Annotated in this window: 23 protein-coding genes; 13 read left to right on the forward strand and 10 right to left on the reverse strand. The window is 60.9% G+C overall.

Annotation, left to right across the window (positions count from 1 at the left end; genetic code table 11):
• Positions 1-159: 159 nt before the first annotated feature.
• On the reverse strand, positions 160-351 hold the full coding sequence (locus FGM15_11400; protein MBU3666463.1) for a hypothetical protein: 192 nt from the start codon (positions 349-351) through the stop codon (positions 160-162).
• 382 nt (positions 352-733) lie between these two features.
• Positions 734-1,174, reverse strand: a complete 441-nt coding sequence (locus FGM15_11405; protein ID MBU3666464.1) for a YbhB/YbcL family Raf kinase inhibitor-like protein — start codon at positions 1,172-1,174, stop codon at positions 734-736.
• Between the two features lie 801 nt (positions 1,175-1,975).
• Between FGM15_11405 and FGM15_11410 the strand changes: the two genes are divergently transcribed.
• A complete protein-coding gene (locus FGM15_11410; protein MBU3666465.1) occupies positions 1,976-2,164 on the forward strand; it encodes a ribbon-helix-helix protein, CopG family in 189 nt (62 codons plus the stop codon).
• Entirely contained in the window at positions 2,164-2,505 is a 342-nt protein-coding gene (locus FGM15_11415; protein MBU3666466.1) for a hypothetical protein, read from the forward strand. Before FGM15_11410 ends, FGM15_11415 begins: the two co-directional genes overlap by 1 nt.
• Here FGM15_11415 and FGM15_11420 read toward each other — a convergent pair.
• The gene (locus FGM15_11420; protein ID MBU3666467.1) at positions 2,497-4,191 is read right to left on the reverse strand and encodes a diguanylate cyclase; all 1,695 of its coding nucleotides are present in this window, start codon (positions 4,189-4,191) and stop codon (positions 2,497-2,499) included. The two genes, FGM15_11415 and FGM15_11420, sit on opposite strands and share 9 nt — an antisense overlap.
• A gap of 197 nt (positions 4,192-4,388) precedes the next feature.
• The gene (locus FGM15_11425) at positions 4,389-4,826 is read right to left on the reverse strand and encodes a YbhB/YbcL family Raf kinase inhibitor-like protein (protein MBU3666468.1); all 438 of its coding nucleotides are present in this window, start codon (positions 4,824-4,826) and stop codon (positions 4,389-4,391) included.
• Between FGM15_11425 and FGM15_11430 the strand changes: the two genes are divergently transcribed.
• Together FGM15_11430 and FGM15_11435 are read left to right on the forward strand one after the other, a co-directional pair.
• The gene (locus FGM15_11430; GenBank protein ID MBU3666469.1) at positions 4,753-6,027 is read left to right on the forward strand and encodes a hypothetical protein; all 1,275 of its coding nucleotides are present in this window, start codon (positions 4,753-4,755) and stop codon (positions 6,025-6,027) included. The genes FGM15_11425 and FGM15_11430 overlap by 74 nt on opposite strands.
• Positions 6,024-9,755, forward strand: a complete 3,732-nt coding sequence (locus FGM15_11435; GenBank protein ID MBU3666470.1) for a response regulator — start codon at positions 6,024-6,026, stop codon at positions 9,753-9,755. Before FGM15_11430 ends, FGM15_11435 begins: the two co-directional genes overlap by 4 nt.
• A 12-nt stretch (positions 9,756-9,767) precedes the next feature.
• Here FGM15_11435 and FGM15_11440 read toward each other — a convergent pair whose 3' ends face one another.
• Complete coding sequence (locus tag FGM15_11440; protein ID MBU3666471.1) at positions 9,768-10,880, reverse strand: two-component system response regulator; 1,113 nt, start codon at positions 10,878-10,880, stop codon at positions 9,768-9,770.
• A 144-nt stretch (positions 10,881-11,024) separates the two neighbouring features.
• On the opposite strand from FGM15_11440, the gene FGM15_11445 reads away from it, so the two are divergent.
• The 4 genes from FGM15_11445 to FGM15_11460 all read left to right on the forward strand — a co-directional run bounded on the left by FGM15_11445 (position 11,025) and on the right by FGM15_11460 (position 14,271).
• Positions 11,025-11,414: a winged helix-turn-helix transcriptional regulator gene (locus tag FGM15_11445; GenBank protein MBU3666472.1), complete on the forward strand. Its 390-nt coding sequence runs from the start codon at positions 11,025-11,027 to the stop codon at positions 11,412-11,414.
• Positions 11,411-12,490 carry an ACR3 family arsenite efflux transporter gene (arsB, locus tag FGM15_11450; GenBank protein ID MBU3666473.1) on the forward strand — a complete coding sequence of 360 codons (1,080 nt, stop codon included), beginning with the start codon at positions 11,411-11,413 and terminating at the stop codon, positions 12,488-12,490. Before FGM15_11445 ends, arsB begins: the two co-directional genes overlap by 4 nt.
• Positions 12,487-12,933, forward strand: a complete 447-nt coding sequence (locus FGM15_11455; protein MBU3666474.1) for an arsenate reductase ArsC — start codon at positions 12,487-12,489, stop codon at positions 12,931-12,933. The genes arsB and FGM15_11455 overlap by 4 nt, the downstream gene beginning before the upstream one ends.
• Positions 12,934-13,050: 117 nt before the next feature.
• Positions 13,051-14,271, forward strand: coding sequence for a sensor domain-containing diguanylate cyclase (locus FGM15_11460; protein ID MBU3666475.1), 1,221 nt, complete (start codon positions 13,051-13,053; stop codon positions 14,269-14,271).
• Between the two features lies 1 nt (position 14,272).
• Here FGM15_11460 and FGM15_11465 read toward each other — a convergent pair whose 3' ends face one another.
• The 5 genes from FGM15_11465 to FGM15_11485 form a co-directional block, all read right to left on the reverse strand.
• Positions 14,273-15,067 (reverse strand): hypothetical protein, encoded by a 795-nt coding sequence (locus FGM15_11465; GenBank protein ID MBU3666476.1) that lies wholly within the window; start codon positions 15,065-15,067, stop codon positions 14,273-14,275.
• Between the two features lie 81 nt (positions 15,068-15,148).
• Positions 15,149-15,808, reverse strand: coding sequence for a hypothetical protein (locus FGM15_11470; GenBank protein MBU3666477.1), 660 nt, complete (start codon positions 15,806-15,808; stop codon positions 15,149-15,151).
• Positions 15,809-15,829: 21 nt separating this feature from the next.
• Positions 15,830-17,431: an MCE family protein gene (locus FGM15_11475; protein ID MBU3666478.1), complete on the reverse strand. Its 1,602-nt coding sequence runs from the start codon at positions 17,429-17,431 to the stop codon at positions 15,830-15,832.
• A complete protein-coding gene (locus tag FGM15_11480; GenBank protein ID MBU3666479.1) occupies positions 17,428-18,027 on the reverse strand; it encodes a paraquat-inducible protein A in 600 nt (199 codons plus the stop codon). The genes FGM15_11475 and FGM15_11480 overlap by 4 nt, the downstream gene beginning before the upstream one ends.
• Positions 17,919-18,572: a paraquat-inducible protein A gene (locus FGM15_11485; GenBank protein MBU3666480.1), complete on the reverse strand. Its 654-nt coding sequence runs from the start codon at positions 18,570-18,572 to the stop codon at positions 17,919-17,921. Before FGM15_11485 ends, FGM15_11480 begins: the two co-directional genes overlap by 109 nt.
• Before the next feature lie 66 nt (positions 18,573-18,638).
• On the opposite strand from FGM15_11485, the gene FGM15_11490 reads away from it, so the two are divergent.
• The 5 genes from FGM15_11490 to FGM15_11510 all read left to right on the forward strand — a co-directional run.
• Positions 18,639-19,100, forward strand: coding sequence for a hypothetical protein (locus tag FGM15_11490; protein MBU3666481.1), 462 nt, complete (start codon positions 18,639-18,641; stop codon positions 19,098-19,100).
• A 639-nt stretch (positions 19,101-19,739) separates the two neighbouring features.
• Positions 19,740-20,213 (forward strand): tetratricopeptide repeat protein, encoded by a 474-nt coding sequence (locus FGM15_11495; GenBank protein ID MBU3666482.1) that lies wholly within the window; start codon positions 19,740-19,742, stop codon positions 20,211-20,213.
• Positions 20,214-21,188: 975 nt separating this feature from the next.
• Positions 21,189-22,367, forward strand: coding sequence for a DNA methyltransferase (locus tag FGM15_11500; GenBank protein MBU3666483.1), 1,179 nt, complete (start codon positions 21,189-21,191; stop codon positions 22,365-22,367).
• 19 nt (positions 22,368-22,386) lie between these two features.
• Positions 22,387-23,091 carry a DUF262 domain-containing protein gene (locus FGM15_11505; GenBank protein ID MBU3666484.1) on the forward strand — a complete coding sequence of 235 codons (705 nt, stop codon included), beginning with the start codon at positions 22,387-22,389 and terminating at the stop codon, positions 23,089-23,091.
• Between the two features lie 40 nt (positions 23,092-23,131).
• Positions 23,132-23,727: transposase (locus FGM15_11510; GenBank protein MBU3666485.1), on the forward strand; the 596-nt coding region annotated here is incomplete at its 3' end.

Genomic DNA, 23,727 nt, shown 5'->3' on the forward strand with positions numbered 1-23,727 from the left:
CTTTTCTTCCGTGGCTGCGTCGCGGCGCTCGAGACTGTATCGCAGAGGATACAGCCACATCGCTTGCTCCTTGCCACAAACGAAAATTATCCGCAACGCCACCGCGCCAGGTTTTGGGATAGGTTCTGCATCTCGCTGCGACTTGCGGGGATGCGATGGTCAATCGCTCTCTTTCGCCGAACTTGCCTGGTATGCGCGCTGAGTTTCGCTCGAGCGCTCCAGCGCTGCGAGGTGGCGACCTTCGGAGCGCACCTTGCTGTTGGCTGTTTTGCCCGCGAGCGTGCGGGCGCGGTCATCCGCCGGGATGTGGATGCGCACGCGCAGCCCTTGCGGAGTTTTCTTCGTTTTCATGATTCTATATTCCACCCGCGCGGCCGCGGATGTCATGGGGTGAATCACCCGTGCCGGGATTTGGGTTGAAGGCCCCATCGCGCGGAAAAACCACGCGTGATGAACTTCTCGCGTGAAAACCCAGAACAACAACCATGGCACGCACGATTTTTCCAAGGGCAACGGACTGCGCAGGGAGCCGCTCTTCGGCGACGCGCAATGGATCGCCGACCGCATCCGCTGGATCAAGGAGCACAGCGGTCGGCGCAGGGGACGCGGCATCGCATCAAGGATGCACGCACAAGGCTGACCGCCCCCCGCTCGTGGCGTGATACGAAAGAAAACCGTGCGCACCGCGGGGCGGCACGCACGGTCGGTCGGGTTTGCGTTGACCAAGAAAGCGTCAGCCCCTGGCGTAGCGACCCATGATTTCGCATTTCGCGAGCACATGGTTGCGCAGGGCGTCCTCCAACGCCGGTCGCGCGGCGCCGGGAGGCAGGGGAAGATCGGTGTCGAGGGCGAACAACCGGAAAAAATAGCGGTGCGTGCCCGAGGGCGGGCTGGGACCGCGGTATTCCGTCCTGCCGAAATCGTTGCACCCGGCGACCGCGCCGTCCGGCACGGAATCCTCGGCGATGTGCGTGGTGCCCGCTGGGATGTTCCATAGCATCCAATGAGTCCACGGACTCATCGGTGCATCGGGATCATCGACGATCAGAGCCAGGCTTTTTGCCTCGGACGGAACACCGCTGATGGAAAGTTGCGGGTTGATGTTGCGTCCGTCGGCCGTGAACCGCGCGGAAATCGGCCTCGTCGCGCTGAAAGCGGTGGTGCCGATTTTCATGCGAGCGGAACGTGGCCTTGCCCTGACCGGAGCTTTAGTCGCGCGGCTTTGCATGTCACACAGCGATCCAACGGGTGAGAAGGCGCGGCGTGTGCGCGAGGATGTAGCGGAGCCGCAAGCGCCGCATCCAAAGCAGGAGCGATTTCATGGCTGCATCTTGGTCGCTCAGGGAGGCGCGCCGCCATGGGGTGAATGCTCCATCCGGATCCGCGCGTAATTCCGCTGCGGGAAATACCCCATGGCATCCGATGGACGGCGGAGGCGAAAGTTACCGCGTTATGAAAACCATTGTCTCCCCCGAAGAAGCGCGCCTGGAAACTCGCTCCGCATTATCGAAACGCGACCGTTTCGGTCACTTTCCTGCACAGTGGAACCAGTGCATGCCGCCGCGCATAAAACCGCAACGCTTTGCAGCACGCGCTCCGGAGTCGTCAACCGACGAGCACCGCGCGTGGGAAGAAGCGGTGGCAGGTTGGTGGTGGCTCTGACGCGGATGCCGCAGCACTCCCATGAGAAGGGAAACAATCAAACGGCGTTTTATTCGCCAAGGAGATAGTCCTCGATGATCTTGGCTGCCTCGATTCCGGGATCGGTGCCGTTCTCGCTTGCGCGCGAGAGAAGCTGGTCCACAACTTCCGGAGGCAGATCATCCAGTATGATCGCCTTGTTCGAATGTTCCGAATCGCCAGATCGTGCAGACATAGACTTCTTAGAGAATTTTTATATCAGCAAGCGCAGTCTTTTTGCACCATTTTTGATTTTCTTCCATTTCACGCCATATTGTGTTGAACTACTTTATTCATGGTGAAAGCGCCCCGTAAAACCCGTGCCATCGCCGTGCAGTTGTCGCCGGAAGCTGTGAAGCGTCTCGACGAACTGGCTGCGCGTTCAGGCATGTCGCGGCACCGCTACATGATTGTGATCTTGGAGCGTGCCATTGCGGCGGACGTGGTGGTGAGCAAGAAACTGGCTTTTTCGGACGAAGACTGATGAGCCCGCGGAGGCGAGTCCGGTTCGCCGCCGGATTGTGCTTGCTGGTCTTCGCTCTTTGGAATGCCGGGGATTTGGCCGCTCGTCCGGCACAAAACGCCATCTGTCCCGTGCATGGCGTGGAGATGAAGGCCGTGCAGCTGAAGCTGATCTATGGAATGCCGTCGCAGCAGGAGTTCGAAGAGATGAAAGCGGCCAAGACGAAGTTCCCTTTCGGGCGCGACTGCGTGCTCGCCGGATGTGTCGTTAAACCCGAAAAAACCGTCGCGGGCTTCCTCTGCGCCGGGTGCGTCGCGGAACGCGACAAGTGGCTGCGCGAACGCCGGCGCGTCTCACGCTGACACCCCATTTTCCGCGCGGCCGCGCTCGTGCAGGCACACGCGGTTGCGCCCTTCCTTTTTCGCCCGATACATCGCGTCGTCGGCGGCGTGGATGATCTCGCTCTGGCTCGTGTCTTCCCCGGTGAAGAGCGCGACGCCGATACTCGCCGAACACCGGTGCTCGATCGCGGAAACCGCCTCTTTCTCGACGGCGAGCACGTAGGGCTGCGAGAGCGATTCGAGGACTTTTCCGGCGATAGCCTCCGCCTCTTTCCGTGCGGCCGCCTCGTTCCCCGCGAGCGCCCCGAGCAGAACGATGAACTCGTCGCCGCCGAGCCGTGCCACCGTATCCGTCTCGCGCACGCAGCCGCGCAACCTGCGCGCGACCTCGACGAGGAGCGCATCGCCGGCGGCATGGCCGTGGGTGTCGTTCAGGGGTTTGAAGTTGTCGAGGTCCACCATCATCAGCGCGCCCCAGTTCTGCGAGCGCTTGGCGGCGGCGAGCGCCATGTCGAAACGATCGCGCAGCAAAACACGGTTGGGCAACTTCGTGAGCGCGTCGTGGAAGGCCATGCCACGGATCTGCACGGCCAGCCTTTCCGCCGTGAGTTGCGCATCGGATCGCCTGTAAATCGAAAGCAACATGCCGAAGACGAGGAAGGTGATGACCAAGCCTGCGCCTGCGGTGATCCACGCCGGGGCAAGGTCCAACCCGCCGCCCTCCGGCTTGTCCCGGAAAACCAGAAGCCAGCGGTGTCCGTTGAAGTCGATGGTTCTTTCCTGCTGCAGGGAAGGACGGCCAGTGTGATCGTTCGCGGATTTCTGGCTGTCGAAGAGCAGGGCTTCATCGGACGGTTTGTCGCCGTCGAAAATTTCAAGATCGAGAGATTTTCCTTCGCGGCCCGCGAGTTCCGGGATCGTTCCCTCGAGGAGATCGTCCATCCGGTAGGGGCTGTAAACCCATCCCTCGAGAGCGTTGCGTCTCTCGGTATCGGACCCGAGTGCCGCGCCTCTCCGGTAAACAGGCACATACATCAGCGCGCCTGCCTGCACGTCCGTGCCGTCCTCCTGCACGAGCCTCACCTTGCCCGAGAGTGCCGCGTTGCCCGTATCGCGAGCACGCTCCATCGCCAGACGGCGGACCGGTTCGGAAAACATGTCGTAGCCGAACGCGCGCAGATTGCGTCCGCTGAACGGCTCGAGATAGACGATCGAAGTGTAGATCTCTCGCGGGCCGGGCGGATGCACGCGGTAGTCGGGAAATCCCTCGCCGCGGATCTGCGCTGTGTGTTTTTCCAGATTCTCCGGCCTTATGAAAACCGCAAAGCCGATGCCTTGGTATCCGGGCACGGTCTCGTTCGCGCGAAGCGATTCGACATATGCCCGCCAATCGCCCCGTGTTACTGTGTCCGAGGCATTGAAGAGCGCGCGCCCTCCCTGCAAAAGCAAAGCGTAGGCCGTGAGGCGTTCGTTGATCCTGAGCGTGACCTCGTCGCAAGTCTTGGAAAATGCCGTGAGCGTGTTGTGTTCGATGACTCGGCTGACCTGCAGTCCGGCAAGCAGGCTGCCGACCAAGCCGATCCCGAGCGCGATGAGCGCGACAAGGCGGCGCACCGGCTTGTTCGCTGTCCACGCGCGGGGTCTTTGGGGTAGCGGCACCAACGAAAGGCCCGCGCCTTGGTTATCCCCCGCGCGGACAGGTGTCATATAGGAACTTTATAGCACAAACTGCAGCCCCGGCCATGGCTCTTGTTTCGAGGCTCGCTTGACGGCAGGCAAACCCTTCGTAAGTTTCACCTATCTTCTGAGGCAGACGGGCGAAGCCACCCCTTCGGAGTCTTCGGCAACCGATGCTTCAGAAGATATTTTTTGGAGTGCTCGGCTGCGCATCCGGCGTCGGTCGTTTATCTTCCGTAGCGACCCATGAGCACGGCTTCGGCCATCACATGGCCTTGCATGGCGCGATCCAGTTTCGCACGTGTGGAACCCGCCTTCAGATCCAGCGTCGTGTCGAGGGCGAGCAGGCGGAAAAAATAACGGTGGGTTCCCGACGGCGGACTCGGCCCGCGGTAGTTCGTTTCACCGAAGTCATTGCGACCCGCGGCGGCTCCCGATGGCGCAGTGCCCTCGGCGATTTGCGTGATTCCCGGGACGATATTCCACAGCAGCCAATGGTTCCAGGTTCCGCGGGGTGCGTCGGGATCATCCACGATGAGCACGAGGCTTTTGGCAGCGGCGGGGACGCCGCCGATCTCCAGCGGAGGACTGATGTCCCCGCCGTCGGCGGTGAACTTCGCGGGGATCGACCCTCCGTCGGCGAACGCGGGGCTTGTGATCCGCATCGCTTCACCGGCGTGCGTTGCAGCCAGTGCGCCAAGCAAAAATGCCGCATGCCATTTCCAGTCCACGGAATCATCCAAACGCGCGTTGCCCCCTTTGGCACGCCGATTGATACCGGTATGGGGAGAACACCCCGGCCCTCCTTCTGACCGCCCCGGTGTCTTGGCGACCGGGCGGCGGTCCGGTCCGAATGGGTTTTCCTCGCCGCGCGGCGGGCAGTATATTCACCGGCAGATGAAGCGCGCGGTTCGATTGTTCTCGCGGTTGCTTGTTCCGGCCGCCGCGGCGGCTCTGTTTTTCACCGCGTGCGCCCGGTATCAGTCGCCGTTGCGGATCGGGATGGATATCTGGCCCCCCTACGGACTGTTCTACCTCGCACAGCAAAAAGGTTTCTTCGCCGACGAAGGCGTGGAGGTGAAACTTTTCGATTTCTGGGCGATCTCCGACGTGCGACGCGCATTCGAGACGGGAAAACTCGACGGTGTCGCAACAACCCTCGTCGAAGTGCTGATGGCGCGCGACGCATCGCCGCGCGACCTGCGCGCCGTCCGGCTCATCGATTTTTCCAACGGCGCGGACGTCATTCTCGCGCGACGAGAAATCGATTCGATGCAGGATCTGCGCGGCAAACGCATCGGCGTGGAACCGGCTTCGCTCAACACTTACGTGCTGGTGCGGGCATTGGAGAAAGCGGGCATGCAGCCCTCCGACGTGGTGGCCGTTCCCAAGGAACCGCGCACGATGTGCGACGAATTGCTTGCCGGACAACTCGACGCTGTCGTGACTTACCCGCCGGAATCGGCGCGCGTGCTTGCCGACCCGCGCTTCCACGCGGTCTTTTCCTCGCGCGACATCCCGGGAGAGATCGTCGATGTGCTCGCCTTGGATGCGCGCGTCCTGCGCGAGCGGCCCCGCGAGGTGGCCGCCATGCTGCGGGCTTTGGACCGCGCCTGCGACTACCTCCGGGAGAATCCGGAGGAGGCGCTTCGGGTGATGGCCGACCGCGCAGGAATGCCGCTGGAAGAGTTCAGCCTCGCGCTCGGAAGCGGGATCGAACTTGTCGCGCCATCCGAGCAGGGCGCCTATTTCGGGCCGGACAAAAAATTGCAAACCGTGGCGGACAATATCGCGCGCATCCTCCGTGCCGCAGGGCTCCTGTCCGGCCGTCCCGGTGTCGCGGACTGCGTCTCCCTGCCGCCATGAACGTGCACGGACGGTCATCGCTCAGTCGCAAGGTCCTGCTTCCGCTTTTTCTGGCCAGTGGCCTGCTCGCCATGGCTGCCATCTGGGGTGCCGCCCGCACGATCGATGCGCAGGTGAACGAGAGGCTGTCCGACCGTGCCGAATCGATCTCCGCCTACATCGGTGACGTGGCCGAGCACGTGAACAGCACCTCCGACTTGCAGCGGGTCGTCAGCGCCATGGCCGCGGAGAAGGATGTCGCTCTCATTGTCGTCGCGGGGGGCAAAGACCGCTCGGTCCTCGCTTCCAGCGAGCGCTCGCTCGTCGGTGACCCGATCTCCAGCCTGCAGGACCGCGACCTGGCCGCGAAGCTCGAACAGGTTCTGGCCGCGCGTGAAGATGTGAAGAGGGCTTACCGCGGAGGCGCCTTCCTCGGCTACGGCCGCTTCATCCGCCTCTCGATGCCCGGGCTCACGCAACTGGCCCCCGTGGACGCGGCCATCACGGTCCGCGTTTCCGCCGAGGCGATCCGGGCGGAGGAGCGGCGGTCGGTTCTTGAGCTGGCGGCTTACGCCGCGGCCGCGCTGCTGGCGCTCATCGCGCTCGGATATCACCTCATAAGGAGGCATGTCATAAAACCGCTCGACAGCATCCAGAGTCAATTGATGTCCGTGGTCGTGAAGCATGCGGACATCGACAGCGGCGGCTCGCGGAACGACCAGATCGGCGCGGTGGCCGACGCGCTGAACACCGCGTTCCACGATGTCGAGGAGAGCCGGCGCCGGCTGGCCACGCTGATGAGCAACCTGCCGGGCATGGCTTACCGCTGCCGCAACGACCGCGACTGGACCATGGAATTCGTCAGCGAGGGTGCCCTCTCCCTTACCGGATACGGCGCGCAGGATCTCATGGAGTCGAGGGCCGTTTCCTACGGAAATGTCATTCACCCCGAAGACCGCGACCGTGTTTGGGTCGCCGTGCAGCAAGGCGTGGAGGCAAAGCGGCCTTTCGAAATGACCTACCGTATCAACACGGCATCGGGCGAAACAAAGTGGGTGTGGGAGCAGGGTCGCGGTGTCTTCGCGGACTCCGGCGGTCTTCTCGCCTTGGAAGGTTTCATCACCGATGTCACTCCTCTCAAGCGCGCCGAGCAGGTCATGGCGAGGGCCAAGGAACAGGAAAAGCTGCAGGCGCTCATGGACACCGCGCCAGTCGGGGTCGGCGTCTCGGTGGACGGGATCGTGCGTTTCCTCAATCCGGCCATGGAGGCAATGACGGGTTTTCGCATCGGGCAACCGGCGGCCGATGCCTACGAGGTCGCCGGCGATTGCGAGCGCATATCAGCCGAAGTCGAGCAGCGGGGGATTTGCCGCGGCTGCGAGCTGAAGATCCGCCGGGCCGACGGGAGGGCGGGGCATTTCCTCGCAACTTTTCTCCGGACCGAATACGAGGGCAAGCCGGCGATCCTCGGGTGGTTTACCGACATCGGGAAGATCAAGGAGGCCGAGGAGGAGATCATCAAGGCAGGTCGGATCGCCGAGGATGCGGCCAAAGCCAAGGGCGACTTCCTCGCCAACATGAGCCACGAGATCCGCACGCCCATGAACGCCATCATCGGCATGAGCCATCTCGCGCTGAAGACCCGCCTCGATCCGCAGCAGCGCAACTACCTCGAAAAAATCACGCATGCGGCCGACGGCCTGCTCACCGTGATCAACGACATCCTCGACTTCTCGAAAATCGAGGCGGGCAAACTCGGGGTGGAATCGATCGTGTTCTGGATGGATGAAGTATTCGAGAAGGTCGGCGATGTCATGAGCTTGCGGGCCGACGAAAAGGGGCTCGAACTCATCTTCGACATCGCGCCCGACGTTCCCGAATCCCTGCTCGGCGACCCGATGCGTCTGGGACAAGTTCTTGTCAACCTCGTCGGCAATGCCATCAAGTTCACACCGAAAGGCGAAGTGATCATCGGCGCAAAAGCCGAGACTGTGGATCCGCGGGAGGTCGTGGTGCATTTCCGCGTCACCGACACGGGAATCGGCATCGCACCCGAGCAGCAGAGCAAGTTGTTCCAATCCTTCTCGCAGGCCGACACGTCCACCACCCGCCGATACGGTGGCACCGGCCTCGGGTTGGCGATCAGCAAGAATCTGGTGGAGCTGATGGGCGGCAAAATCTGGGCCGAAAGCGAGCCGGGCAAAGGTTCCACCTTCCATTTCACCGTGCGCTTCGGCCGGGACGGCCAGAAACGCCGTCGCCGGATGTTCCGCGCCGACGAATTGGCCGGCGTGCGCGTGCTGGTCGTGGACGACAGCGATACGGCGCGCGAACACCTCGCCGCGATGATCCGCGGTTTCGGTATGGATGCCGACCTCAGCGCCGACGGTGCCGAGGCGCTGGAACGCGTGGAGCGCGCGATGCGCGAGGGTCATCCTTACAGCCTTGTGCTGCTCGATTGGAAAATGCCCGTGATGGACGGGGTGACTTGCGCCAAGCGCATCCAGGACCTTCATGCCAACAGCGTGCCCACCATGATCATGGTGAGCGCCTTCGGGCGCGAGGAAGCAGACGAAGCCGCGCAAAAAGCGAACGTGCGCCTCGACGGATTTATTTCAAAACCGGTGACGCCTTCCACGCTGCTCGAGACGATCGGGCGGCAGATGGGTCGCGGTCGCGAGGCCGAGGCGGCTCCCGCTCCGAAAGAATCCCCCGTGGAAACTCGGCGCCTCGCCGGCGCGAACCTTTTGCTCGTGGAAGACAACGAGATGAACCAGGAGCTTGCGGTGGATTTGCTCAAGGAAGCGGGCATCGCGGTCACGGTCGCCGCCAACGGCAGGGAGGCCGTGGACTTGCTGGCAGCCGGGAAGACTTTCGACGGCGTGCTCATGGATATCCAGATGCCCGTGATGGACGGCTACGAGGCGACTCGCGTTATAAGGCGGTTGCCGGGGCTGGCGCAACTGCCGGTCATTGCCATGACCGCCGATGTGATGGCGGAGAGCCGCGAAAAAATGACCGCCTCGGGGATGAACGACCACATCGCGAAGCCGCTCGATGTGAAAAGAATGTTCGAGACGATCGCGCGATGGATCCATCCGGCAACGCCGGCGCCCGCCGTGTCCGGCGCCCCGGAGTCGGACGCGATTGTGCCGGTTGAGTTGCCGGGCATCGACACGCGGGCCGGATTGGCACGGATGATGGGGAAAAGCGGGTTTTACCGCAAACAGCTGGCAAAGTTCGCCGAGAACCAATCACGATTCGTCGAGGAGTTCCGGTGCGCGGCATCCGACGCCGAGACGCAAAAACGTCTGGCCCACACATTGAAGGGCCTCGCCGGAAACATAGGTGCCACAAAACTTCAGGACCTGGCCGGGGAACTCGAGCAGACCTGCGCAAAACCTCCGGACGCATCGTCGATCGAATCCGCCCTGGCCCGCACCGCGGAGGAGTTGGAGATCGTTCTCGGTGGTCTGGCGCGTTTGGCTGAAGTCCCTGCCGCGCCGGCAGGCGGCGGGGCCGCGGTCAACATGGTGGAAGTCGCCAAGCTGCTCGACCGGCTTGTGCCGCTTCTCGACCAGAGCAATGCACAAGCGGAAGAAGCGGCCGGCGAGCTGTCTGCCCTGGTCAAAGGCACGCGCCGTGATCCGGATTTCGCCCCGCTCTTCGAGGCCGTCGCCTCGTTCGATTTTGAGATCGCCGCCGAACGCGCGCGTGCGCTGCGCGCACGACTCCTCCAGAACGCCTGACACGCCGCGAGGCTACGGCTTGGCGCCCGCATCTCCGAACCGCGCGGCAACTTCCCTGAACTGGTCTTGCGTCGCGAAGAAAGCATCCACCACGTCGGGATCGAAATGGGTGCCGCGCCCGTCGCGGATGGCTTTGGCGGCATCCTCGTGCGTCATGGCCTCCTTGTAGTTGCGCTTGCTGATGAGGGCGTCATAGACATCCGCGACCGCCATGAGGCGCGCGCTCACGGGAATGTCCTCGCCTTTGGCGCCCGTCGGATATCCCGCGCCGTTCCACCACTCCTGGTGGTAATAGGCGATTTCCTTCGCCGTTTTGAGAAAATCCACCGGCATGCCGAGTTGGTCCTCGGCCGACTGGATCGCGTCGCGCCCCAGAACGGTGTGTTTTTTCATCACCTCGTATTCCTCCGGGGTGAGGGGCGTTTGTTTCAGCAGAACATGATCCGGGATCCCGACCTTGCCGATGTCGTGAAGCGGGGCGGACCGGTAAAGCTCCGCGATGTTCTCGTCGGTGAGATACCAGCCGAAGCGCGGGTGGTGGCGAAGCTGCTCGGCGAGGATGCGGATGTAGTGCTGCGTGCGGCGGATGTGGTAGCCGGTCTCGCTGTCCCGCGTCTCCGCAAGCGAAGCGAGGGCGAGGATGGTCACATTCTGGATGGCGAGATTCTCGCGGGTGCGCTTCTGCACCTCTTGCTCGAGGAAAATGCTTTTGTCGCGCAGGAAATCGGCGGCCTCTTTGAGGTGGAGGTGGTTGGCCACGCGCGCGAGGACGATCGGCGGCGAGATGGGCTTGGTGATGTAATCCACCGCCCCCATCTCCAGCCCGCGCTTCTCATCCTCCACCGCGCTCATCGCGGTGAGGAAAATCACCGGGATGTGCCGCGTTCTTTCATCCGCCTTGAGACGCCGCATCACGTCGTAGCCCGAAAGTCCCGGCATCATGATGTCGAGGAGGATGAGATCCGGCGGCGGATCCGCGGCTGCGAGCTGCAGTCCGCGTTCGCCGCTCTTGGCCAGTTTCACCGTGTAGCGCTCGCGCAAGAGCTCCGACATCAGCGCGAGGTTGTCCGGCGTGTCATCCACCACGAGGATGACGGGTTTGGCGGGGGAAGTATCCGGTTCCATTGTTTTTCGCGACCCGCATTCACTTTCGGCGGAATGGCAGACCGCGCAAGATAGAAAAGCTTGCGGCGAACTTCCCGGGGTGGAGTCGCAACCCGGGCTGAAGAATCCTTGACTATATACGCATAGGCAGATATAAACACGACCATGGATTTGGTGCGCATCCACGAATGTCTGTGCGACAAGACGCGCCTCAGGATCGTTCACCTTCTGCTGCAGGGCCCGCTGTGTGTGTGCCATTTGCAGGAAGTCTTGCGGGAACCCCAGGTCAAGATGTCGCGTCATCTGGCCTACTTGCGCCGGCGCGGGATGGTGCTTCGCGAACGCTGTTGCCAGTGGATGATCTACCGGCTTCCGGACAAGCGGTCGCGGTCCCTCGAGGCAAACCTTGCCTGCCTGCGCGATTGTTGCGGCGGGGAGCGTGTCTGTCGCGATGACTCCGCGCGTTTGCGGAAGTTGAGCGGAAAATTCTCGGAAAATTGTCCCCGATCCGTGGGGCCGGCCAAACGCGGGCGCAAACGCCGCGCCGCAACATGAGTGCCCGGACCCCCGCCAAGCGCCTCGATTTCTTCGAGCGCTATCTGACGTTGTGGGTTTTCGCCTGCATGGGTCTGGGCCTGCTCCTGGGTGTTTCGTTTCCCGACCTCACGCGTCGCATCGGCGAGATCGAATTCGGCGAGGGCTCGCATGTGAATGTGCCCATCGCGGTCCTCATCTGGCTCATGATTTACCCCATGATGCTGAAGATCGATTTCGGCGGGCTGCGCGGAGTGGTTGCCAGACCGAAGGGCCTCGCTGTGACTTTGTTTGTGAACTGGCTGGTCAAACCCTTCAGCATGGCTTTGCTCGGCTGGTTGTTGGTCGCGCAGTTGTTCGGCAAAACGCTCGGCTGGATCGATCCGGAGACCGCGAAAAATTATGTCGCCGGGTTGATCATCCTCGCCGCCGCACCCTGCACGGCGATGGTCTTCGTGTGGAGCTACCTCACCGACGGCGACGGTCCCTACACGCTGGCGCAGGTGGCAATCAACGATCTCATCATGGTGTTCGCCTTCGCGCCCATCGTCATGCTTCTGGTCGGCGTGACAGGCGTCCACATCCCCGGTGAAGTTCTCGTCACCTCGGTGGTTGTGTTCATCGTTGTTCCGCTGGTGGCCGGTTGGGCCAGCCGCACCCTGCTGATGCGGGCCAAGGGCGCCGATTGGTTCGAGAGGAAGTTTCTGCCCGTTTTCCGGCCGGTCACCATCGCCGCATTGCTGGCCACCTTGACGCTGATCTTCGCCTTCCAAGCCGGCAACATCGTCAAAAACTGGACGGCCGTCCTCTTGCTGGCTGTGCCGATTCTCATCCAAGTCTATTTCAATTCCGGATTGGCCTACGGCTTGATGCGGCTCTTCAAAGTGCAGCACAACGTGGCCACGCCCGGCGCACTCATCGGTGCGAGCAACTTCTTCGAACTGGCGGTGGCCGTGGCCATCACATTGTTCGGACCGACATCGCCGGCGGCTCTGGCCACCGTGGTCGGCGTGCTTGTCGAGGTTCCCGTCATGCTCTCGGTCTGCCGTGCATGCGTGCGCAGCCGCGACTGGTATCAACGGGCCTTGCCGGCATGAACAAACCGCGCGTCCTGATCCTTTGCACCGGAAACTCGTGCCGCAGCCATATGGCGGAAGGCATTCTGCGGGACGCAGCCGGTGATTTTCTCGAGGTGCACAGCGCCGGGTCGCGTCCGGCCGGCTTCGTGCATCCCAAAGCCGTCGCGGTCATGGCCGAGATCGGGATCGATATTTCCACACACACTTCGAAGCACATGGACGAGTTCCTCGACCGTGATATCGGGACAGTCATCACCGTTTGCGGCAACGCCGACCAAGCCTGCCCCGTGTTCCCGGGGCAAGTGAACCGGCATCACTGGCCTTTCGCCGATCCCGCGCACGCCGTCGGCTCGGAAGAGGACGTCATGCTGGAATTCCGCAGGGTTCGGGATGAAATCGCCGCTGTCTTCCGCGCCTACGCCGACGGACGGCGCGACCAAGAACGCCTGGTTTTGGGATAGTTTTCGCCGTGCGGAAATCGGCATAAAGCCGCTGATGTTCTCCGCCGCGGTGCAAACTCCTGATGCGATCTTGCCGGATCCGCCCCGGAAGTGGGATAAGGTGCACTCATTTCGACGGTGAAAATCGAGCAAAGCGGAAAAGATGCGGACGCCCGCACGAACACCCGGTGGTGGATAGTTGCCGGAGCAGCTGTTGTCGCGTTCTTCGTGCTGGATCTTCTCCTGCCGCCCGGGGCCGGCCTCATGCCGCATTACTGGATCCCCATCATCCTTGCCGCGGCCTTTCTCGCCCCGCTCCCCGTTGCGATCCTTGCCGCGCTGGCCCTGATCCTCGACATCGCGATCGGATTCCGTTTTCCGCATGATGCCGCCCAGACATTGCGCTTGGCCGTCGATCTCCTTATCGCCATCGCAGCGGTTCTGGTCGCGGCACGGCGCTCGGCCCACGTGAACGCGAGGCGCGCGCGGGAACAGGCCTTGCGCGACGAGCGCCAGCACCTCGCCGATGTGATCCAGGGGATGAACATCGGAACATGGGATTGGAACGTGCAGACCGGCGAAACGGTTTTCAACGAGCTGTGGGCTCGGATGATCGGATACAATCTTTCCGACCTTGCCCCGATCAGCATCGAAACGTGGCTCAATCTGGTCCACCCCGACGATCTTCTGCGCTCGAACGAGGAATTGCAGCGCTGCTTCTCCGGCGAGAAACCGCTCTACGAGTGCGAGGTGCGAATGAAGCACCGCGACGGAAGGTGGATCTGGGTGCTCGATCGCGGCCGCGTGGTCACGCGGACCGAGGATGGGAAACCTCTGCGCATGCTCGGCACGCACCGCGATATCACCGATGTCGTGCACGCGCGCGAGGAATCTGGCCGCGGACCGACCGACCCGCTCACCGGCTTGGGCAACGACGCGGAGCTTGCCGAGCGCCTTGGCGAGGACATCGCCGACGTGCGGAGATCCGGAGCCGACCTCTCCCTGCTGGTCGTGATGGTCCGCGACCTCGAAAAGGTGAACGAGGCGCACGGACGCGCGGCGGGCGACATGCTGCTGCAGTCGCTGGCCCGCGCCTGCCGCCGTTATTTTGCCAAGCAGGGAAGCGTTTTCCGCGCCGGTGGAAAAAGCATCGCCATCGTGCTTCCCGGTCTGCCTTCCGTCGCGGTGCGGCAAAAGGCGAGCGAAACGATCAGGGACGTCGAAAACGTGGGCGTCACGCTCGACGGCGGCGTGCGCGTGCCCTTCACCCTGGGCTACGGAATTGCGCAGCTGGAGCGAGGAGAGGACGACGCCGCATCATTGCTGCGGCGGGCGATGCAGTCGGCGGAGCGTTCCTGACTCAGTCCCGCTGCAACTCCCCGCTTTGCGTGGAAGCGGCGGATGCGAGGGTGGCAGAACTTGCCGTGTGGCGGGACCAGGGACCGTAGGGGACTTCGGACGCCTCGACAAAGCGCCAGTCCACGCGGTCGTTGGATTTCAACCCGAGGTAGTCGCGCACTGCGGGAGAGATATCGAGGCCGGCCGCGTTGTTGCGGTTGGGCAGGGGACGTTCGTCGCCGAAAACGTATTGCCAGTGGTTTGTGCGGAACGGGCCGACGTCCTCCCATTGCGCGAAGGCCACGCGCCCGCGGTAGTGGATGGCGAGCCAGCGGCCTTTGCAGACACTTTCACCATGGCGGACGAAGGTGTTGTTGAACCACGGAATGACGGTGGCGGCCTCCGGTTTCGTCCGGCCGTTGCTCACGTCGTTGTAGGGAAGGGCGACGTAGAACGGGTTGAGCCGCGGAGTGAAGCGGGCAGGACGGTAATCGCGGCGTGCGCGGGGATCGGGGTCGTCATAGCCGCCGTAGTTGCGGGCCCATCTTGCGTCCCACGAGCTCTTGTCGTTCGGGACGGGATTGTTCGCCGCCGCTCGTTCGCCGATCCAGAAAATCGTCGTCATGATGCCGCGCTTCCACGGGTAGGAACTCCTCAGCACCGGGCGCGCGGTGGCGGACCGTGCTGCTGTGTTCAGCACGGCCCGGGATTTTTCCGTCAGCAGCCGGACCTTGGGTGTGAGCACGGCCGCGTGGAGCGGGGCCGCGGAGGCGAGGACCAGCTGGGCGGAAATGGAAGCCACGAAGAAACGGCGCATCGGGGTGGGGTTTTGGCGCAATGACGCACCGTCCCCCGCGCTTGTCAAACGGCCGTTTGGCAACTTGTCCCCGGCCGCGTATTATCCCCCGCCGGTGGCCAGTCCGATCGCACGCGAAAGCGTCAGCGCCACCAGATCGAGCATCATGATTCCGTGGATCACGAAGAGAGTCTTCATCAGGCGCGAGGCCCCCTCGGCCACCGCCGGCTCGAACTGCGTGAGCTGCATCGCGGCCATGTAAAAGTAATCGAACGGGTCGGGCGAATCGTCCTCCGTGAATCGGACGTGCTGCCGCCCTTTCAACCGGGCCCCCGTGTCGATCCGCCAGTAAAGCCAGCCGAAGTTGAGCGTGATGACAGGCAGAAAAAGGACCAGCTGAACCAGCAGGACTCCGCCGGCCTTGAGTTGGCTGAGCAGCAGGAGGTTGAGGACGGCGAAAATGATCAGGCACCTCAGCGTCAGGAAGATGCCGATGAAATCGATCGCAGGTTGCACGGGTTTCCCGCGCCATATGCGGAACGCGATGTAAATCATGAACAGCGCGAGCGGCGGCCCGAACCAGGTCGAGCCGAAGCGGAACGCCGCGTGGGTCGTGCGCGCCCAATTTCCGGCCACGGGATCTTCGATCGCGTCGAGCCCGAGCCCGAGGTTCGACATGAACAACGTGGCGCAGAGGTGACCGACAAAGAGGATGATCAGCGCGAGGCCGGGGCGCAGGGGAGTTTTCGTGTTCGTGTCCATACTGTGGTTACGGGTCTGGTGTCAGCGCTTGTCCCCGCCGTTCGCCGGGGGCGAGTTCCATTTGGACCATTCTCGTCGGGGTTTGTCATAGAGAACGAAACTCTTGTTCGAGGGCGCGACGGGTCCCGCGGCATCGGGTGTGGCGAACGTGATCGCGCCGGTGCCCGTAAGCGGCAACGGCGTGGCGGTCTGGATGCGGATGTTCACGAAACCGACCGATCCGCGCAGCCCGCGCTCCTCCCAGAACACCGTGTTCTCGCGCACGAGGCGCGCGTGTTGTTCCTGCACGCCGATGCGCAGCTCCACGGATTTGCCGTCCCCGGAAAGTTTTTTCTCCAGCACCGTGCCCACCTGCGTGCCGCGATAAATCACCGCGGCCCCCACGCCGATCGTCGTGCCCGATGACAGAAGGCGGAATTTCCGGCCGGCCTCGCTTTCCTCCATGAATTCCTGCTGCGGTTGCGAGGGAACGGTGCCGGAGAAACGCGTGGCCATGGACGATCCGCCCCCCGGCAGGAAGTCGATCGCCACGCCGGTGATGAGCGTCTCGAGACCCCGGATTCCCTGCATCGAAACAACAGGCTCGATCAGCGTGAACTCCGAACCCGTGCGGCGAAGGTGGTCGTAGGCGCGGTCCAGTTGCGCGGTGACTTCGACGCGTCCTTCCACCGGCCTCGCGGCCGTGACCATGCCGACCGGCAGCCCGAGGTAAGTGATGCGGGTCTGTCCGGCCTTGATCCCGCGGCCCCCCTCGAAAGTGACGACGAACGGTGTGCCGCACGCGCGCGCCAAAGCCTCGCTCTCCAGCAGGGGCGCCGTCGAGTCGTCGGCGAGCGGCGCTCCGGGAACGCCGAAATCGTCGAACGCCACTCCGCCTTGGATCAGCGTGTCGAGGCCGGAGAAATCGAGTTTGATTCCGCCCGGACCGAGGGTCACCGACGTGGCTGGAACGACCCAGAAGCGCGAACTCGTCTTCAGCAGCGGTGCTTTGGTGTTCTGGATTTCTAAGTCGATGTAGGGTTTGCCCTGCTCGGAGAGCGATTGTTCGCAAACGCGCCCGACTCTCACCCCGCGGAATGTCACCGGCGCGCCGCGATCGAGGGGTTGAGTTTCCTCGCATTGCAGGCGCACATGCAGCGCCGTGTCGTCCATCGAGAGCACCGGGCTGCTTTCCAGCCCCCGGAACTGGTGCCGGTGTTTTCCCGTGCCCATGCGCGCGCGGATCGAATTGCCCTGGATGAGCGACGTCAATCCGGACGCCCCCTGCAAAGATAGCACCGGGCGTTCGATCCAGAAATCCGAGCCCTCCACCGCGAGGCCCGCGGCAAATTTTTCCAAACGCACCGTGACAAGCGCCTCGGTGAGCGTGCGGTTCAGATCGACCTTCACGACTTTGCCCGCCACCACGCCGCGGTAAATCAGGGCTGTCTTGCCCGCCTCGATGCCCGGCGCGTCGATGAAGCTGATTTCGATCTCGGGCCCCCGCGACATCACGTGCGTCGCGAACATCCATCCCGCCGCAGCCAGCGCGATGAGCGGGAACAGCCATGCGAGGGAAATCTGCCGGTTGCGTCCGCGCACCGCCTCGGCGTGATCCGTGCGTTGATGTCCGCTGTTGCTCAAGATTTTTTGTCCTCCCAGATCATGCGCGCGTCGTAGTTCTGCGCCGCGAACAGCGTGCAGATCAGCACCGCGGCGAAAAACAATGCGCCCGGTTGCGTGCGCACGCTTGCAAGCACTCCGAGCTGGCCCACGGCCACGAGCACCGAAAGCAGGAAAATATCCACCATCGACCATGTGCCGATGGTCTCGATCAAGCGGAAGAGCTTGGTGCGGCGCAGGCGCAGATGCGGCGAACCGTCCATCCACAGCAGCCAACCGAGCGCCCCGATTTTGAACAGCGGGACACACATGCTCGCAAGGAACACGACGACCGCGGCCGGCCACAGCCCCACATCGTAAAGTTCGATCACGCCGCCCCACACCGTCAGATCGTCGTGCTCGCCGGTGATGGTCATGGTCATCACCGGGAAAATATTCGCCGCGGGATAAAGAATCGCGCCGCTCAGGAGCAGGGCCCACGCGCGCTGGAGACGGATCGCGCGAGTCGTCATGCGGCCTCCCCGCGCAAGACTTCGATGCGCTCGCGATCGAGCACGCGCCCCAGGACGAGGCAGCACGCCGAGAGAAGGACGATGAACAGCGCCCCGTGTTCCCATGTCACCGTGCCGAGAAGATCCAGACGCACCACGGCAACGAGGCAGGCCACGGCAAAGACGGGCACAAGATTCCACGGCGCGAGCAACTCCGCCCATCGCCAGGCCGCGGATATCCCCGGCCAGTTTCCTCCCGTGCAGTCGGCCGCGAGCACGTAGCAAAGCAGAAGCAAATAAAGGGCCGGCGCGACGATTGACGAGAAGAGCACCAGCGCCGCAAGGGGACCGTAGCCCTGACGCACCAAGCCTTCGATCCCCGTCACGACAAGATTGCTCTGCGAATTTCCCGCCACCGTGAACTTCATCACCGGATAAACATTGGCCAGCACGAGAAGGATCAAACCGGTGAGCACCAGCGCCCACGCCGCCTGCAACGACGCGCTTCCCTTGGCTGTTGCCAGGCGCGCATCGCATCGCCGGCATTGCAACAACTCGCCCGGCGCCAGCGGACGCAGCAGGTAATCCGCGCCGCAATCCGGGCACTCACGCCAGACTTCTTTGTGGTTTTCCATGGGTCGGGGTTCGTCCTCCGGGTCGAGCCACGGCATTTGCTACCACGTTGCAGCGGCATTGCGCAGAATTTTCACCGCCCCTGTGGTAGATTTTTCCGGGCCATGAAAACTCTGCGCTGCGCGTTGCTCCTGGGTTTGTTTTGCGGCGGTTGCCGCACGCTTGAACCCGATGTGCCAGGTCCCGCGGTCAAACCCGCAGGCATGAGCGACAAGGACTACGTCATGGCGCAGCTCGAGGAACTCGGTTGTGCCGGCGGACGCGGCAGAGCGACCCGCGCGTTGATGCGCCGGACGAACAGGACCATGCCGGAACGCGATTACGTTCGCGCGCCTTCGCTGCTTGTGCCGGGTGTGTTTCGCGCGCCCGTTTCCGCAACCGTCCAGACAACGAGTGCGGAGGTGTCGCCGGCACCTGTTTCATCTTCCCGACCGACCTACGTCCAAAAACTCGGCAACACATTCTACGGACCCAACGGCACCGCCGGTTGGCAGTCCGGCCGCGTCATGATCAATTCCGACGGCACCACCGGCACCCTCATCGGCAATACGCTCATCAGCCAGTGATCGGCAGATGGCGGATGGGGAGGGATTGCCTGCGCTGCGCTCCGGCTGTCTCGCTGCGCTCGGCTCGAACTGCGTTCTCATCCCAGTCGAAGTTTCAAGCTGCCTTCGGCAGATGGCGGATGGGGAGGGATTCGAAACCTCGATGATAACTGAAGTAAATCCTCTGAAAAAGGCCTATTATTAAGGTTCTATTAAGGATTTTGTGGGGGAAAAGCTTAATAAGGTGCGCTTTTGCTTAGTCATTCGGCATCGGTTTGGAGTCGCAGTCCAAGGCGTTCAGAACGGCCTTCACGTGCGCCCAATAGCCTTTGTCTCGGTCAACGTCTCTTAGCGTGCCCTCGTGCCATTTCCCGACCTCGCCGCCGTTGATTGGCCCTGTCATGCGATAGCGGTAATTAGCCAACTTCGGGTGCTTCGGATGTTCGCCCGTGTTCTCTATTTCCAGCGTCCCCGTTGACTTCTTCCGCCGTTCGTCTCCGCGCGGAATAACCTCAAGTGTGACCCTAAGCGGCATTGTGAAAACCGCACCGCGCTCCTGTCCGTCGGCAAGGTAACTTGGTTCCCCATTGCTACTTCGATCAAGTTGCTGCATATCTCCTGTCGGAAAATCTCTGGCCGTTATTCCTCATTGATGCATCAATGTTTTCAAAAATTCTCCAACTAATCGGATTGAAAAAAGGGTCAGACTCCACGAACGCCGAGTTGCCTTTAGCGCCTTTTGTTCCGCCGCGTCCTATTAGTCGTGCAGTGTTTGAAGATACGTTCGGAGCAGAAGACCTTGAAAATACAGCTGAGGAATACTTCATGTCTGGTCTCTCTACCTGGAAACTTGGTGATTCGGAAACCGCCCTCGATAAATTCAACACAGCTATCGAGTATTCTCCCGAACGTGCTGATTGGTTCCTCAATCGAGGCAATCTCCTCGCCGAACTTGGACGATATTCAGATGCGCTCTCTGATTTTGAGCGCGCCTTGCAGATAAATCCCGCGCTGGATGATGGTGTTCTTTTTGTCATCTATCACATGATAAAGCAGCTTGGTGTCGATAGTCCTGCTCTCAAGATAGTCGCAGAGCAAAACAGCGAGCAAAGGCATCAACGATCTCGTCGCTGAAGAACAAGTCGCACCCGTTCATGTAGGCACGATCAGCCTGTCGGCTCATCGCGCGAGTCGTATTAAAAGCGCCCATGTTCACATCCGCTTTGCGGCTGTTCTCATCGGCGCTTTTCGATTCCCCCCTTTGGCGTCGAAGTTGTTCCCGCTCTCTGCCGCCAACGTGAACTCTCTCAATTCGTGACTCGGCGCATCTTGCTCCTCTACGCGTGCTTGCAGCACGCATGTCGGAGCAAACGCCTCGGTGTCGTTTCGAGCGGAGGCGGCGTTCTCGTATAGGCTACGCTGACGCTTCGGGCCTTCGGCCTGATATACAAATGGGGAGTGGTATGCAGCAGAGCTACACACCACTTCACTTGTATTCACCTATTCTGCGGCCTTGCCTCCGCAAACAGATGCCGCGTCGACGCGGCGCTTGCGGCCATCGGGTAACCGCGTTCTGTATTGTGAGTCGTTGGCTCGGCCATAAATACACCACCCCAGGAATTTTTTCACAATCCCCCCCAACTCAGAAAAAGTTAGCGCTGCGCGGTGTCGGATCGAACGCTTCGCAGCAGCGTCAGGCGCTCAGAGCTTTGGCTTTGCCAAAGCTCTTCGCTCCGACCGCCGCCGCTTCGCTTGTTTCGTGTTCACATCGAGTGCGACGACATCACTCCATGTTCAGTGTTGGTCAAGGGGCGTGCCACTGTCGTAGCAGCTGTTCAGCCGTGGCGTTGCCAATGGCTTCACATCTGCTCCGCCAGAGCCACGCTTTTCGTGCGGGGGTTGTTTTCCATACGTTCCCGCACTCTCGGCACTACGCTGGCCACAGGCCTGTGCGCTGTGACCTTCGGTCAACGCTTACAAGCCCCGTGTCCAGCTTCATGCCGCGCCAGACATTTGAGATGCATTGGGCTGAAGATACGGCTAGGGTGATTACAGCGATTTGAATCTCGATCTAGACAGGCGCGATGAGCAGTCCCACCAGCAAATACCATGGCAAATAAGGATCTGACACAGGCCAAAAGGGCTAAGAACGACGAGTTTTACACGCAATACGCCGATATTCAGAAAGAGATGGAAGCGTATCTGGAATACGACGCGAATGTGTTCCGCAAAAAGGTGGTGTATTGCAACTGCGACGATCCGTTCGAGAGTAATTTCTTCCGTTATTTCGTGCTCAATTTCAAAAAGCTCGGTTTGAAACGATTGGTCACAACTAGCTACAAACCCTCTCCAGTGGCTAACACGCAACTTGCTCTGTTCGGAGATGATGGCTCTCTTCCCAAGTCAAAGGGCCGTCCCAAAGTAAACGCCAACAAGTTCATCATCAATGACGTGGCTGACATTAATGGAGATGGCGAGTTCAATTTGAAGGACGTGGCAATTCAATTAAAAGCGAACAAACATAACGAATGGACGCCGCTTCAAGAAGACGGTGATTTTCGAAGCGCCGAGTGTAAACATCTTCTCGAACAGTCGGATATCGTTGTAACAAACCCACCGTTTAGTCTTTTTCGAGAGTATGTGAGACAGCTTTTTGATTACGAAAAAAGCTTTGTCGTTATTGGGAACATGAATGCCTCAACATACAAAGAAATTTTCCCAAACATAAAGAACAACAAAATGTGGCTAGGCCCAACCATTACGAGTGGTGATCGTGAATTTCAGGTTCCAGAAAGCTATCCCATAACTGCGGCTGGATGGAGAGTTGATGCTGATGGGAAAAAGTATTTGCGAATAAAAGGTGTTCGTTGGTTTACGAATCTTGACCACGGGCGTCGTCATCAACCGTTGCCGCTGATGACCATGAAAGAAAATCTTAAATACAGTAAGCACAAAGAAATAAGAGGCAAAACAAAGTATGCAACGTATGACAATTACGATGCCATTGAAGTGCCTTTCACGGATGCAATCCCTAGCGACTACAAAGGCGTTATGGGTGTGCCAATCAGTTTTTTAGATAGATATAATCCTGACCAGTTTGAAATCTTAGGAACTACAGAATCCAACGATCCACACAATGCTTGCAGAACGCGCGTCTACACCTCGCGTGAATGTCGGGAAGCGTATCAAAGTCTATTTGGCAAACCAGGAGTCTATGACTTAAATGCTTCAGGGGTTGTAAATGGAGTCAAGGTGTTTAAGCGTGTCCTAATCCGCCACCGTGCGTAACCACTGTAAGCAGTAAAACATGAAGACAACGCTAAGGACGGGAATCACGGTTGAAGATATTTGCGATGGGTTTGTTTACAACGAATTGGAAGGAAAGGGCCTTTTCGGCTTGTCTGGAACGCTCACGATCCAGCCTGAATATCAGCGTAACTACATTTATGCATCTGCTGGCGGCAAGTTAGAAGCGGATGTCATTGATTCTGTCCTCAAGGGCTATCCGCTTGGATTGATCTATTTCAACAAAGTGAGCGATGGCAATTTCGAGGTTCTCGACGGGCAACAACGAATCACAAGTCTTGGACGATTCGTGACGGGCAAGTTTGCGATTAAAGACGATGACGGGAATGAGCAGTATTTCAGTGGCATGGCTAAGGACAAGCGCGCTCGAATTCTGAATTCGGGGCTGCTTATTTACGAATGCGAAGGCACGGAAAGCGAAATCAAGGAGTGGTTCAAAACAATTAACATCAAAGGCGTTCCGCTCAACGATCAGGAGCTCTTGAATGCCATTTATTCGGGTCCGTTTGTCACTCTCGCAAAGGCAGAGTTCAGTAACAGCCAGAACGCGAACATCCAGCGATGGGGTGCTTACGTGAAAGGGAGTGCCAACCGTCAGGATTTATTGGCGCGTGCTCTGGATTGGGTGAGCAAGGGCAACATCAGTGATTACATGAGCCATCATCGTAGGGACAAAAATATCGGTTCTTCGCGATATTTGCTGTGAAAGCTTGCCAGTGTGGGTGTGTTGGTGGTCAAGAGGCTTGGTGAAAGACAGTGATTTTTACCAGCAGGTTCTGGGGCTGCAATCGCCTTGGAAGGTTGAGCAAGTGGAACTGGATATGGCGGCCCAGCGGGTGGTGGTGCATGTGGGCGTGGAACCGGGGACGAGGTGGGGTGATCCGGTGACGCAAGGGCCGGCGCATGTGCACCAGTGGAGGCAACGCACGTGGCGGCATTTGGACACTTGCCAGTTTGAGACGGTGATCAGTGCGCGGGTTCCCAGCGTGAAGTATGCCGACGGGCGGGTGGAAGAGGTGGCGGTGCCGTGGGCGGAGCGTTACCAGCGGGTGACGCGGCTGATGGCGCAGGCGGTGGTGGTATGGCTGCAGGCCTGCGGCAGCGTGAGCCAGGTGGCCAAGGTCATGCGTTTGCACTGGCATACGGTCAACGCGATCATGAAAGCGGCCGTCGAGCGGGGTTTGGCGCGGCGCCGGCGCGAGCCGATCGCCTACCTGGGCTTGGACGAGAAGAGTTTCCGGCGCGGGCATGTTTACGCCACCATGCTCAACGATCTCGACGGTGGTCGGGTGTGGGATCTGGTGGAAGGCCGCAAGGAAGAGCATGCGCGGGAACTGCTGCA

It is taken from the genome of Chthoniobacterales bacterium, from assembly GCA_018883245.1.
Classification (GTDB): domain Bacteria; phylum Verrucomicrobiota; class Verrucomicrobiia; order Chthoniobacterales; family JACTMZ01; genus JACTMZ01.

Bases quoted from the DNA above. Each gene is read 5' to 3' on its own strand.
- FGM15_11400 (MBU3666463.1), bottom strand. From the start codon at position 351: ATGAAAACGAAGAAAACTCCGCAAGGGCTGCGCGTGCGCATCCACATC.
- FGM15_11405 (MBU3666464.1), bottom strand. From the start codon at position 1,174: ATGAAAATCGGCACCACCGCTTTCAGCGCGACGAGGCCGATTTCCGCG.
- FGM15_11410 (MBU3666465.1), top strand. From the start codon at position 1,976: ATGGTGAAAGCGCCCCGTAAAACCCGTGCCATCGCCGTGCAGTTGTCG.
- FGM15_11415 (MBU3666466.1), top strand. From the start codon at position 2,164: ATGAGCCCGCGGAGGCGAGTCCGGTTCGCCGCCGGATTGTGCTTGCTG.
- FGM15_11420 (MBU3666467.1), bottom strand. From the start codon at position 4,191: ATGACACCTGTCCGCGCGGGGGATAACCAAGGCGCGGGCCTTTCGTTG.
- FGM15_11430 (MBU3666469.1), top strand. From the start codon at position 4,753: ATGTCCCCGCCGTCGGCGGTGAACTTCGCGGGGATCGACCCTCCGTCG.
- FGM15_11425 (MBU3666468.1), bottom strand. From the start codon at position 4,826: ATGCGGATCACAAGCCCCGCGTTCGCCGACGGAGGGTCGATCCCCGCG.
- FGM15_11435 (MBU3666470.1), top strand. From the start codon at position 6,024: ATGAACGTGCACGGACGGTCATCGCTCAGTCGCAAGGTCCTGCTTCCG.
- FGM15_11440 (MBU3666471.1), bottom strand. From the start codon at position 10,880: ATGGAACCGGATACTTCCCCCGCCAAACCCGTCATCCTCGTGGTGGAT.
- FGM15_11445 (MBU3666472.1), top strand. From the start codon at position 11,025: ATGGATTTGGTGCGCATCCACGAATGTCTGTGCGACAAGACGCGCCTC.
- arsB (MBU3666473.1), top strand. From the start codon at position 11,411: ATGAGTGCCCGGACCCCCGCCAAGCGCCTCGATTTCTTCGAGCGCTAT.
- FGM15_11455 (MBU3666474.1), top strand. From the start codon at position 12,487: ATGAACAAACCGCGCGTCCTGATCCTTTGCACCGGAAACTCGTGCCGC.
- FGM15_11465 (MBU3666476.1), bottom strand. From the start codon at position 15,067: ATGCGCCGTTTCTTCGTGGCTTCCATTTCCGCCCAGCTGGTCCTCGCC.
- FGM15_11470 (MBU3666477.1), bottom strand. From the start codon at position 15,808: ATGGACACGAACACGAAAACTCCCCTGCGCCCCGGCCTCGCGCTGATC.
- FGM15_11480 (MBU3666479.1), bottom strand. From the start codon at position 18,027: ATGGGAACACGGGGCGCTGTTCATCGTCCTTCTCTCGGCGTGCTGCCT.
- FGM15_11485 (MBU3666480.1), bottom strand. From the start codon at position 18,572: ATGCCGTGGCTCGACCCGGAGGACGAACCCCGACCCATGGAAAACCAC.
- FGM15_11490 (MBU3666481.1), top strand. From the start codon at position 18,639: ATGAAAACTCTGCGCTGCGCGTTGCTCCTGGGTTTGTTTTGCGGCGGT.
- FGM15_11495 (MBU3666482.1), top strand. From the start codon at position 19,740: ATGTTTTCAAAAATTCTCCAACTAATCGGATTGAAAAAAGGGTCAGAC.
- FGM15_11500 (MBU3666483.1), top strand. From the start codon at position 21,189: ATGGCAAATAAGGATCTGACACAGGCCAAAAGGGCTAAGAACGACGAG.
- FGM15_11505 (MBU3666484.1), top strand. From the start codon at position 22,387: ATGAAGACAACGCTAAGGACGGGAATCACGGTTGAAGATATTTGCGAT.